This window comes from Parasutterella excrementihominis YIT 11859, assembly GCF_000205025.1.
Taxonomy (GTDB): Bacteria; Pseudomonadota; Gammaproteobacteria; order Burkholderiales; family Burkholderiaceae_F; genus Parasutterella; species Parasutterella excrementihominis.
Genome location: NZ_GL883700.1, coordinates 25,798 through 36,610, shown reverse-complemented (window position 1 = coordinate 36,610; position 10,813 = coordinate 25,798). Strand labels below are relative to the sequence as shown.

Annotated in this window: 10 protein-coding genes, 2 tRNA genes and 1 pseudogene; 4 read left to right on the top strand and 9 right to left on the bottom strand. The window is 47.6% G+C overall.

Annotated elements, in window-relative coordinates; genetic code table 11:
• Positions 1-113: 113 nt before the first annotated feature.
• The 3 genes from HMPREF9439_RS05490 to HMPREF9439_RS05480 all read right to left on the bottom strand — a co-directional run bounded on the left by HMPREF9439_RS05490 (position 114) and on the right by HMPREF9439_RS05480 (position 2,723).
• Entirely contained in the window at positions 114-1,580 is a 1,467-nt protein-coding gene (locus HMPREF9439_RS05490) for an FAD-dependent oxidoreductase (RefSeq protein ID WP_008864069.1), read from the bottom strand.
• Positions 1,581-1,659: 79 nt separating this feature from the next.
• Entirely contained in the window at positions 1,660-1,971 is a 312-nt protein-coding gene (locus HMPREF9439_RS05485; RefSeq protein ID WP_008864068.1) for a cytochrome c3 family protein, read from the bottom strand.
• 200 nt (positions 1,972-2,171) lie between these two features.
• Positions 2,172-2,723 (bottom strand): biotin transporter BioY, encoded by a 552-nt coding sequence (locus HMPREF9439_RS05480; RefSeq protein ID WP_008864067.1) that lies wholly within the window; start codon positions 2,721-2,723, stop codon positions 2,172-2,174.
• 218 nt (positions 2,724-2,941) lie between these two features.
• Here HMPREF9439_RS05480 and trhA point away from each other — a divergent pair, with 218 nt between their 5' ends.
• Positions 2,942-3,604, top strand: a complete 663-nt coding sequence (gene trhA, locus HMPREF9439_RS05475) for a PAQR family membrane homeostasis protein TrhA (RefSeq protein ID WP_008864066.1) — start codon at positions 2,942-2,944, stop codon at positions 3,602-3,604.
• A gap of 13 nt (positions 3,605-3,617) precedes the next feature.
• On the opposite strand, the pseudogene HMPREF9439_RS05470 reads toward trhA, so the two are convergent.
• The 6 genes and pseudogenes from HMPREF9439_RS05470 to HMPREF9439_RS05445 form a co-directional block, all read right to left on the bottom strand.
• A pseudogene (locus tag HMPREF9439_RS05470) lies at positions 3,618-4,448 on the bottom strand (PhzF family phenazine biosynthesis protein).
• Positions 4,449-4,468: 20 nt separating this feature from the next.
• Positions 4,469-5,278, bottom strand: a complete 810-nt coding sequence (locus HMPREF9439_RS05465) for an MBL fold metallo-hydrolase (RefSeq protein ID WP_008864062.1) — start codon at positions 5,276-5,278, stop codon at positions 4,469-4,471.
• Between the two features lie 184 nt (positions 5,279-5,462).
• Positions 5,463-5,714 carry a hypothetical protein gene (locus HMPREF9439_RS05460; protein WP_008864061.1) on the bottom strand — a complete coding sequence of 84 codons (252 nt, stop codon included), beginning with the start codon at positions 5,712-5,714 and terminating at the stop codon, positions 5,463-5,465.
• Between the two features lie 232 nt (positions 5,715-5,946).
• On the bottom strand, positions 5,947-7,353 hold the full coding sequence (locus HMPREF9439_RS05455) for a site-specific integrase (RefSeq protein ID WP_040603447.1): 1,407 nt from the start codon (positions 7,351-7,353) through the stop codon (positions 5,947-5,949).
• A 441-nt stretch (positions 7,354-7,794) separates the two neighbouring features.
• Positions 7,795-7,871, bottom strand: a tRNA-Met gene (locus tag HMPREF9439_RS05450).
• Positions 7,872-7,950: 79 nt separating this feature from the next.
• A tRNA-Met gene (locus HMPREF9439_RS05445) sits at positions 7,951-8,027 on the bottom strand.
• Positions 8,028-8,397: 370 nt separating this feature from the next.
• Between HMPREF9439_RS05445 and HMPREF9439_RS05440 the strand changes: the two genes are divergently transcribed.
• From HMPREF9439_RS05440 to HMPREF9439_RS05430, 3 genes are all read left to right on the top strand, one after another.
• Positions 8,398-9,354 (top strand): bile acid:sodium symporter family protein, encoded by a 957-nt coding sequence (locus HMPREF9439_RS05440; RefSeq protein WP_008864059.1) that lies wholly within the window; start codon positions 8,398-8,400, stop codon positions 9,352-9,354.
• 85 nt (positions 9,355-9,439) lie between these two features.
• Positions 9,440-9,994 carry a hypothetical protein gene (locus tag HMPREF9439_RS05435; RefSeq protein WP_008864058.1) on the top strand — a complete coding sequence of 185 codons (555 nt, stop codon included), beginning with the start codon at positions 9,440-9,442 and terminating at the stop codon, positions 9,992-9,994.
• A gap of 54 nt (positions 9,995-10,048) precedes the next feature.
• Positions 10,049-10,612, top strand: a complete 564-nt coding sequence (locus tag HMPREF9439_RS05430; RefSeq protein WP_008864057.1) for an NUDIX hydrolase — start codon at positions 10,049-10,051, stop codon at positions 10,610-10,612.
• The last annotated feature ends 201 nt before the right edge of the window (positions 10,613-10,813 follow it).

Below are 10,813 nucleotides of genomic sequence, written 5' to 3'. Positions count from 1 at the left end.
GAATGCTCATGCCGAGCACACCAAAAAACGGCGCCCGAAGACGCCGTTCCCATCCAAATTATCGGAGAGGGACGCCTTGCGGCGCCCCATTCTCTCGTCAGATCACAGGAGAATTAACCGATCTGTTTGCCCATAACCTTCTGGCCTGCAACCCAACCGGAGGTGTGAGCGAAGCCGCAGGCGTTACCGCCGCAGTAGAAGGCTCCGTGAACACCGGCAACGGTTTCACCGGCTGCATAGAAGTGGTTAACAGGTTTCATGTCCCAACCCAGAACCTGGAGGTCTTCGTTAACACGAACCCCGCCGCAGGAGAGGTTGTTCCACGGTTCCATACGGATCATGTAGTACGGGCCTTTGCCGAGAGGATACATATCCTTGTCGCTGCGGCCGAACTGCAGGTCGTTATGGTTCTTAGCTGCTTCGTTCCATGTGGCGATCTGTTTCTTCAGACCGTCAAGGTTCATACCGGACTTCTGGCAGAGTTCTTCAAGAGTATCGCATTTCCAGAGGTTCTTACCGACTTTGAATTCTGCTTCAACACGTTCGGCAGGCCAACTCGGCAGACCGATCAAAGCACCGAGTTTGATCTTGCTGAGGGTACGGTCCCAACCGGCTTGGTCGCAGAGGACATAGTGGCAGCCGTCAGGCTGAGAAGCCAGGGACGGAGTAACGTGGCAGATACCTTCTTTTTCTGTAATGAAGCGCTGACCGTTCTTGTTGACCAAGATACCGCCGTTATTGGTGATGAACCACCAGCGGCAGTACGGGCCGTTACGTCCGTTGACAACGATACCGCAGGGATAAGAAGCGATGTACTGCATGTGAGACAGAGGAACGCCGACGTCGCGAACAGCAACCATCATAGCTGTACCGTCATTCTTCGGACCGCCGATGGCAACGCCCTTACCTGCAACGCTCGGAACCCAGCGGTCCAGAGACTGCGGTGTGCCGGTGATACCGCCGGTAGCCATAATAACGCCCTTATTGGCCTTGACGTTCTTGGCTTTGTCGCCTTCACCTACCTGAACGCCGACAACGGTGTTAGTAGCCGGGTCATAGTAGAACTTGGTAACGCCCATACCGTGGTTGATCTTGATACCGCGCTTGTCGAGCTGTTTGACCAGAACTTCAATGTAGTCACGGCCCTTGAAAGAGTCCTGACGGTGAGCGCGCAGACGGCTGTGGCCGGCATACGGTTCAAGGTGATGTTTGGCAAGACCGGCGTCTTCAAGGAAGTCGAATGCTTTGCCGGAGTTCTTTGCGAAGCAGTAAACCGGTTCCTTCAAGCTCATGTAGTTACCATAAGCCATGATGTCTTCGGCGAACTGCTGCCAGGAGTCTTTACGGCCTTCGGGGTCGGCATTCTGCATCTTGGAACCCCAAGCTGTGAACAAGCCGCCGCAGAGGTTGGTAGCTGTATGGAAGGGAGACTGACCTGCGTCATAAACGGCAACTTTACCGCCGGCATCGTGTGCCTGACAGGCGGCCATCATACCGGCACCGCCGCAGCCCAAGACGACGACGTCAACTGTGTCATCCCATTTGGCAGGAAGATTGTTTCCGGAAGTGGAAGCAGCCATTGCAGGAGCAGCGACAGCGCTAACGGAAGCAGCAGCGGCTGTTCCAAGGAAAGTACGACGAGATACGCTTGTCGTTTTATTATTCTCCTTTCATCTTGATTGCGAATGTATGGCAGTCATTGCATTCGAGGTGCGGTTTGCCCTTAACGCTATGGCAGTTGGTGCAGTTTTGTTCACCGCGGTGGTTGCTGTGAGGATTCGGATTCATCTTGGCTGTTTTTTGAGCTACAGCCTGATAGGACTGATGGCAAACCAAGCAATCTTTTGTTGTTGCATTGTCAGGAAGGTTGGCATGCATCGGCGAATTTTTCAACTGAGCTTGGGCGCTCATGCTGAAAGCGGCTGCACAGCAGAGTGCTGCGGCAAAGCTCAAAAGAGTCTTAACTTTCATATGTTTTCTCCGTGATCGAGGTGATTCGAAACATTGATTGTTTCGATATGTGAAATTTAAGACTTAGCTCAGGATTGGGATACATCCCAAAGTTCATAAGAAAAAACCCTGAGTAATGTGATACAAGCCAACCTCTTGAATAAGCATAAAAAAATCCGAAGATTAATACCTCCGGATTATGCCTTCAAGGAATATTCTTATTATTGTCTGCTGCTTAATTCTTTTGCATACAGAACTGCGGTGCCAAGGATTGCCTTAAGCAAGGCGCCGATGACAAACGGCACAAAGCCGACCAGAACAGCCTTTTCTACGCCGATGGAAGCAGAAAGCCAGAGTGCGCCGAAAGCGACAATAAAAATATTGGCGGCGTACTGGCTGATGAAGGAAGCAAAAACACGTTTGCCTGTCCAGCCTCTTTCAGCAAGCAAACCGCTGATGGCAGCGGCCATCGGGAAAGAAACTAAGTAACCGGCAGTCGGACCCATCAAAGCGGCAGGGCCGCAAAGCGGCGTGGCAAAAACGGGAAGACCTGCAAAACCGAGGGCTAAGTATGCGATAACAGCGGCGACGCCCTGGCGTGTTCCGAGCCAAGCGCCGACGACAGCGACGGCAAATGTCTGCATGGTTAGAGGAACAGGACCGATCGCAAAAGAAACCTTAGACGCAGCAACTAACAGAGCAACAGCGACAGCACACTTAATAACAGCCCTCTTATCAAAAGCTGCTGTTCTGTTCTGAGCAAAAACTTTCACAAAAAATCTCCTTGTGTATTAGAGGATTCAGAAATCTTAACCCATTGCCAGTTCATGCGCCTGAGGCAGAAGACGAGTTTTGCCTATCTGCCTCGCTGTGAATAGCTTTGTTACAAAGTCAGCTTTTTTACTTTCGTTAGGGATCTCTGAGACTTTTATATTGGGATTAACAATCAGACATAAGGGAGGCGGTTTCGAAAGAAACCGACTAGATAAGAATGGACTGTACTTATTCAGGTTTTCTGAGAACGCAGGAGAAGTTTTACACCTGCGGTGAGGAGATTGCCAACGCTATTTCCCACGGCTTGGCGGTCGTTGCTTCCATAGTGGGACTTGTCTTCTTAATTCTTTACGGAATCCGGCACGGAAATGCTTTGGCTGTAACTACTTTTAGTATTTTCGGGTCTTCTCTGATCGTTCTTTATTTAGCAAGTACACTATATCACGCTATACCGAACGTCAGAGCCAAAAAGGCGCTCCAGTATGTTGACCACTCCTGCATTTTTCTTTTGATCGCAGGAACCTACACGCCTTTTATGCTGAATCTGATGCCGAATTGGATCGGCATCACGATTTGCACGGCCTGCTGGATTATTGCTGCCTTCGGTATTATTTTCCAGCCCTGGCTGATGAAGAAAAGCGACAAGCTTAACACCTTCCTGTATCTCTTTCAGGGTTGGCTGGTTCTGTTTGCCTTTAAACCGGTTGTAGAAGCCCTGCCCGTCACTGGCTTAGTCCTGCTTGTAGCCGGAGGTCTGCTCTATTCCTTCGGTACGATCTTCTATAACTGGCAAAGACTTCCTTATCACCATGCGGTTTGGCATTTATTTGTCTTAGGCGGAAGCGTCACGCATTATTTTGCCGTCATGTACACGATCTAAATTAAGCAGCAGATCAAATCGTATACAGACAGCAAACTCCGGTTTGCATTGAAGCTCTATAGACTTCGATGCACAGTTCTCCGCGAGAATAAAGGGCGGCTTTACCTGCAAGTTTGACCCGCTTTCCGTCAAGCTCGCAGTAAAGGACGCCTCCTCGAGAAGAAGTCTGGTAGGCCAATATCCCTTTCTCTCCAAGCTTTTCCGACCATAGCGGCACTAAGTGGCAATGGCCGGATCCGCATACCGGATCTTCGTCTACGGCTAATTTCGGTGCAAACGTCCTGCTCACGCAGTCGTACTTGTCTTTTCCTTTGGCAGTTATGTGCAAAAGTAAACCGTCTAAAGCTTTGGCCTTTTCAAGATCTGGTTTGGCTTGGATAACTTGATCCTCGTTTTCAAGTACACAAACTAAGTCACGGCCGATCCAGGCTTCTAACGGCTTACAACCGATAGCCTTTTCCATTGCTTCAGTGACCTCAATTCTCTTAAGTTCGTACGCCGGAAAATCCATTTCGTAGAGATCGTTCTTTTTCTTTACGGAAAGTTTTCCGCTGAGCGTGGAAAATTGAACCTCGGTTAGATCAGGCTCGACAAAGTTCATTAGCACGAATGCAGTAGCCAGTGTTGCGTGCCCGCACAAATCGATTTCGCCGCCCGGCGTAAATCATCTAAGTTTCCAGCCGCTGTCTTCCTTCACCACAAAAGCCGTTTCCGAGAGGTTGTTCTCGGAAGCAATATCCTGCATCAGTTTGTCATCCGGCCAGCGTTCAGGAAGGCAGATGGCGGCAGGATTTCCGTGAAAAATCTTATCTGTGAAGGCATCCGCAATGAATTGCTTGATCATTTTCGCTTCCTTTTCGTGAATTAGAGTACGTAGCGGCAGCCCACACCGGCCCAGTCAACATCATCGAATCTAGCAGCCATGGCCGCCGCGGCTTTAAATCCCGTGCAATGATTCAGGCGCCATTTTTCGACAGGAAACTCAGCCAGTCGATCAAACCAAACGCCGTAATTTTCAGGATCGACACCACAAAGGTGGGAGCCTCCGACAACCATGTGCAGACGTTCGATGGCAAACAAGTCTTTTGCTCTCTGCATAATGTTCGGTAATCCCGCATGTGCGCAGCCAAGCAGCAAGCTCCAGCCCTTTTCTCCTTTTACTGCCAAGGAGACATCGTCTTCAAAGCGGTCAGCAATAATTTGCCCGTCAGGAGCAACTTCCCACATGTTGCGGCAGCAAACATATTGAGAACGGCGATTTTGCTCAGGGACTCGGAAGGCATATACGCCAGGCACGATTTCTACATAATCCTCGATGAGGTGTGCATTAGGAAAATGACCCACAGGCACGCCGCCGCTTCTTCTTGATGCATCGGCATCTCCTCTTCTCTCAATCTCGATGCCTTTACCGGCGTAGATCGGAATCCCAGGACAGCTGAAAACAATATCCAAGAGGCCCGAGATATGGTCGTGATGGCTGTGAGAAAGGACTAAAGCCCTAACTTTCTTGAGATCAATTTTGAGAAAGTCGAGATTGTGTCTTAAAACATGACCGGTTCCGCCGGTATCAATCATCACGTTGCCATGCTCTGTCTCTAAAAGGCTGCAATAGCCCCATTCAGCGAGCATGCCTGACTTAGCACAATAGTTATCGATGACGACAGTGAATTTCATCAAATTTAGGCGCGGAGACCCCTGCCTTCAGGCAGGGGAGGAAGCGCCTCCTCCTTTCGAATTTCTGTTTTTCTCCAGAGAAGCGAATTTTTTGATTTCTTTTGGAGAAGTTTACATTGGGTCGTCAGAGTCCGAAAATAAAAAAAGCCCGAGATTTACTCGAGCTCGAATGGAATGATGTTCATCAATCCGTAGCGCCTGCCATGACTTTTTGTTCTTCGACTTGTCTGGCTGCTGCAACTTGTCTTGCTTTCGGATGGAGCGTTCCGTGTCCTGAGCGAATCAGGAAGAACCAACCGGCCAACATAACTAAGAGGCCTGCAATAATGACGGCTGTACTTTCGGCGCCGGCAACCGCAATAATGTAACCAAGGGCGATCAGTCCGACAGATTCCATCATGTGACGAACTGTCTTTTTCTCTAACTTACTAAACACAATTAATCTCGATTTATTTCGACATCAGGGATTCTACCTGAAATTTGTAAATTCCGCCTAGAAAATTGTGTTCAACTATTTGTTTTATCTAAATTTTAGCTGCTTACACCCTTTCCAAACCTTTGATTTACATGGGTTTGACGAGGAATATAAGTAGTTTCCCGAATTGATACTATATTTAGAAAATTTAGGCCTCTCAGCGGGAAAAAATCGGCAAATCTGCCATTTTCCACTATTTGAAAAACAAGTTGGCATCGAACGGCGCCATCACGTTTTTCTCGATCCAATCAGCCGGACAACACTGGTTGAATTGGATCAGGAACTGTTCGGCGGTCGACTTCGTACTTATCGATGAAAGTTTTTCCATCAATACCTCTTCGGTATAGAGATTGCGTTTCTTTCCCAAAATCGCTTGCTTTCTTGCGGCCAATGCCTCCAAATCCCGACCTTCGTTATGGGTATACGCACACCAAAACAGAAGCGAGAAACCCAAGAATGTATGAGAGACAAGAAGCTCACGAAAGAACATTTTGAGTCTGTCTTTCGTGCTTGAATGCATCGGATTTGAGACCAATGCGGTTAATAATCCTGGGATAGTGTCTTCTCCGGCGCGTTCCATGTTACCGACATAAACAGCCGTCACCTCAGTTCTATGGTGTCCAAGATCTTCAGAGACTTCCAATGAGGACCTTTCGCCGTTTGGGTTATAACCGTCCATCATTCTCGAAGCAAAAGAATGTCTCATTGAATAGGCAGATCCTTCAAAAACTTCTTTTGAAAGTCCCAACTCCTCTACGAGCTGCTTTCTTTGAAGCCTTAGGGCTTCTTGCACCGATAGGTTAGGATTACGAAAGAGTTCAATACCCCTTTCTGTACAAAAAGAGCTGAGCTGTTCGAAGGCGTCGTGCTGATCAACGGTTTTCATCAGGATTTTTCTCGGCTTTCCGCCTTTTGACCCTTTCAGCACATGGATAAAAGGACGTCCGCCTTCGGAACAGAAAGACTCCTGATGCTCAAGGCTGACCGACTCGGCCGGACGAAGTCCGAAATAAGCCATGGCCATCACTTGGACGCCTAAGTAATCATTGATTTTGAATGCGTCGTTAACTTTCTTCCTGAGTGCAGAAGTATCGGTATGGGAGCTGCGGAAGTTAGACATCGGGCAGTTTTCCAGACGAAACGTTTCCGCTTTCATGATTTTCGAGAACTTCGGAATGCAATTGGGTTTTGAAATCCACCAAGCAAAGAATTTCAAATGACTGAGTTCATTGTCTATTCTCTTAGCGATTACCTTCGGCTCTACTCCCCGGTTCAGCCGTTCGGTGATTTTGTGATGGAAATAGGCTTCGACGTGCTCCGTTTTTAGCTGGCGGGGATCAATCCGAAATTCTTTAGCGGCATATTTAAAAAACTTCATATAAAACTTTTTTCTGCCTTCAGAGGTTTCTCTTGAACAACACTTGTTTTTAGTGGAATGGAAGCAGTTGTAGATTCGGCACAGCGTCAGGACAACTAATTGCCAGTTATCCGGATGACGTTTCAAGCCGACAAGACAATATTTATTTTTAGGCGGAAAAAGAAAACGGTATCTGCGCAGGCCTTTAACGGCGTCGGTTCTCCGCTTTGAGAATTCTTTCATTAGTTCTCCGAAAATAGAAGGCGGCCATGTTTTTTACATGGCCAAATAAAACAGAAAAAATTAAGTCGAGGTGCTATTTCCGTTGTCCGTAAAGGATCAAGCGGGTTATTCCGTTTCCGTCCGGTGGTAAGTCGGAGGTCGGGATAGCGTCGGCAATCAAAGGCCGTGGTTAAGAATGCGAAGCCCACATCAATGGGTAAAAATTAATTCGCACCAACCGAGTTATGCAGGCATATGAATGGACATATGCGGAGAACCTGCATAGAAATTTAGATGGTTAACAGCGCAATTATATTAAGAATGCAGAGAATAAGAGAAATAAATTATTATATTTAACCCCTCATTACACTTTTGGAAAATGGATTTAGCAGGAGTCAAAAATAGGCATGAAAAAAGCAGCTTAACAGCCGCCTTAGACATCACCAATTCAAAAAATAGAATTGGTAGCGGAGACAGGATTTGAACCTGTGACCTTCGGGTTATGAGCCCGACGAGCTACCAGACTGCTCCACCCCGCAATTATTGGGTGTTTGACGAAACTGTCGTTTTACGTTTTGGTATGCCTTCCCAAAACAACCAACTCCTCTCAGAAAGAATTGGTAGCGGAGACAGGATTTGAACCTGTGACCTTCGGGTTATGAGCCCGACGAGCTACCAGACTGCTCCACCCCGCAATCAATGTGAAACATCTCGTGTAACGAGGAATGTAACTATATCACTGTTCTACAAGTCATGCAAATTTCCGATGACATAAAAAACCTATTTTGAGATTCAAAGTCCGTGTCGAACACTTGAGAAGTGAAGAGAAAGTAAGGTAACTAATTGATTTCATATAAATATAAAATATCATGTTACGAAAATTAATTTTGTATTTCGAAAAGTTAAAAGCAATATTTTTTGGAGCTAAATTATTCAACACGTTGATCGGTGATCCCGAAAACGTTTAAAACGCAGTCAAACGCTGCAAACCACGATTCGAATCGCTTTTACCCAAAGACGTTCGAACGTCTAGAAGAAATTTTGAATTAACATTAGAAAATTAAAATGGCGTTCCTTGCATCTGTTAGTCAATTCCTTGGCAAAACATTTGCCCTGTGGGTTCTTGTTTTTGCCGGTCTTGCATATGTCTCTCCGGATTCTTTCAAGTTTTTTGCTCCTTACATCTCTCCGCTGCTGGGCATCATTATGTTCGGTATCGGTTTGACACTGAAGGCAAGCGATTTCTCCGAAGTATTCCGTCGCCCGATGGCTGTTGCCATCGGAACCCTAGGCCAATTCACAATCATGCCGATTTTGGCTTGGCTGCTCTGCTTAATCTTTAATCTTCCGCCCGACATTGCCGTCGGCGTCATTCTGGTCGGCTGCTGCCCAGGCGGTACAGCCTCCAACGTGATGACTTATCTGGCTCGTGGCGACGTCCCGCTTTCCGTGACTGTTTCCTCTCTGAGCACCATTCTTGCTCCGATCGTGACTCCGGCATTGATTTATCTCTTTGCTCACTCCTGGATTAACGTGAATCCTGTCGCGATGTTCTGGTCCATTATTCAGATCGTAATCCTGCCGATTATTCTCGGCTTGATCGTCAAAGCGATCTTCAAGTCCAAGATTGACGCTGCCGTGACTGCCCTTCCGGCTATTTCCGTTATCGCGATCATCATGATTGTGAGTGCTGTCGTTGCCGTCTCTCAGAAGAAGATTGCCGAAATCGGTCTCCTCGTCTTCGCCGTCGTCGTGCTTCACAACGGTTTAGGCCTCCTGCTCGGTTTCTTCTTAGGCAAGATCACCGGCATGGATGTGGCTAAGTGCAAAGCCTTGAGTCTTGAAATCGGTATGCAGAACTCCGGCTTAGGTGTCGCTCTTGCAACGGCACACTTCAATCCGATCGCCGCGGTTCCAAGTGCCATCTTCTCGGTTTGGCACAACATTTCTGGCCCGATCGCTGCCGCTATTTACCGTCGTATGCAGGATAAAGGCTCGGCCGACCAAAATGATCCGACTTGATCCCGCTTTTCTGTAATCTATCTAAAATCACAACGGACGGCTTTAAAAACCGTCCGTTGTGATTTTTAAACAGAGTATTAATAATATGTATTACATACCTACCACTTATCTAACGGTCAGAGATGACGAAGGTCCGATTGTTTTCCAGCGAGAAGACTTAATGCGCTACAGCGGGAATCGCGGCTTAATCGCGAGCGGCGTCACTTTTCGCCTTCTTAACGCAGCATTCGAAGACCTTTGTCCTAACGAGATTCCGCGCCGCGAATATTTCCGCTTCCGCACTTCTTTTCCCGGAGACGAAGTCCGTGACGGCATTGAGTTGGTGACACGAGCTGTATTAAAGGGCAGATATTTTGTCGATACTTCTATCGCACCGGACTTTGCCCCTCAAACGCCTGCCAACGGCGCCATGTACTTTGAGGTCGCCTATTTAGACAGAGCTTTTGCCTACAGCTTTGATCACCATATCTTTACTAAGGAATGGGCCGAAGAAGTCATCAAGCATCAGGAAGGCAGTCTTTCGGAAGAAGAGCACGCTCGATATCTTGAGTACAAGTATGAAGTCCTCGGAAAGCTGCTCACTCGAATGAATGTCTTTAATTACAGAGAACCGATTCCGGTTTCTCGGTTTAACCGCTAAGGCTCCTACAGGCAAAATCATTTGCCTGTTTCTCCTTCTTTTCGGAGGTCGGTAATGAGTAAAAAGCCAATTCTTTTCTGCACACAGTGCGGAGCGCCCGTAGAGAGAAAGATTCCTGAGGGCGACGATCATGAACGTTATGTCTGCACGGCCTGCGGAGAAATCTTCTACGAGAATCCGCTAAATATTGTGGGCACCCTTCCCGTTTGGGAAGACAGGGTTCTGCTTTGCCGCCGAGCCATAGATCCGAGAAAAGGCTATTGGACGCTCCCTGCCGGACACCAGGAAATGAAGGAGACTACAAGAGACGGTGCGGCTAGAGAGACCCAGGAAGAAGCCGGGATCGATTTCCGGATTGCCGACGAACCTTACGTCTATTTAGATTTAGCGCATGCTAGCCAGTCGCATGTGATTTTCCTTGCTGCCATGGAAAGCCCCGAAGCCAATCCCGGTCCCGAATCCTTTGAAGCCAGACTCTTCAGCGAAGACGAAATTCCATGGGACAAGATTGCCTTCAACTCGGTCGACAAAATCCTCAGGCTTTATTTTGAAGATGCCAAAACAGGAAATTTTCCTTTCCACTACATCGAGCGGCACAAACAAGGGAAAATCTCATAATCACCATTGAAGGCGTATTTTCCATCTAAATATTTGCAAGACGGCCTTGGTTTTCCATGTCAAGGCCGTTTTCGTTTGATTTTCGTCACCACCTGAGTCCGATTTGAGCATTGATTCGGTATACTTTTCGGTTGATATTGAATTGTCTTCCGGCAGCTCAATAGCGTTCGGACCGTCCTTATCGGCGGATAATATCGGGAA

Coding starts and splice junctions, on each gene's coding strand:
- HMPREF9439_RS05490 (WP_008864069.1), bottom strand. CDS start 1,580: ATGGCTGCTTCCACTTCCGGAAACAATCTTCCTGCCAAATGGGATGAC.
- HMPREF9439_RS05485 (WP_008864068.1), bottom strand. CDS start 1,971: ATGAAAGTTAAGACTCTTTTGAGCTTTGCCGCAGCACTCTGCTGTGCA.
- trhA (WP_008864066.1), top strand. CDS start 2,942: ATGGACTGTACTTATTCAGGTTTTCTGAGAACGCAGGAGAAGTTTTAC.
- HMPREF9439_RS05465 (WP_008864062.1), bottom strand. CDS start 5,278: ATGAAATTCACTGTCGTCATCGATAACTATTGTGCTAAGTCAGGCATG.
- HMPREF9439_RS05455 (WP_040603447.1), bottom strand. CDS start 7,353: ATGAAAGAATTCTCAAAGCGGAGAACCGACGCCGTTAAAGGCCTGCGC.
- HMPREF9439_RS05440 (WP_008864059.1), top strand. CDS start 8,398: ATGGCGTTCCTTGCATCTGTTAGTCAATTCCTTGGCAAAACATTTGCC.
- HMPREF9439_RS05435 (WP_008864058.1), top strand. CDS start 9,440: ATGTATTACATACCTACCACTTATCTAACGGTCAGAGATGACGAAGGT.
- HMPREF9439_RS05430 (WP_008864057.1), top strand. CDS start 10,049: ATGAGTAAAAAGCCAATTCTTTTCTGCACACAGTGCGGAGCGCCCGTA.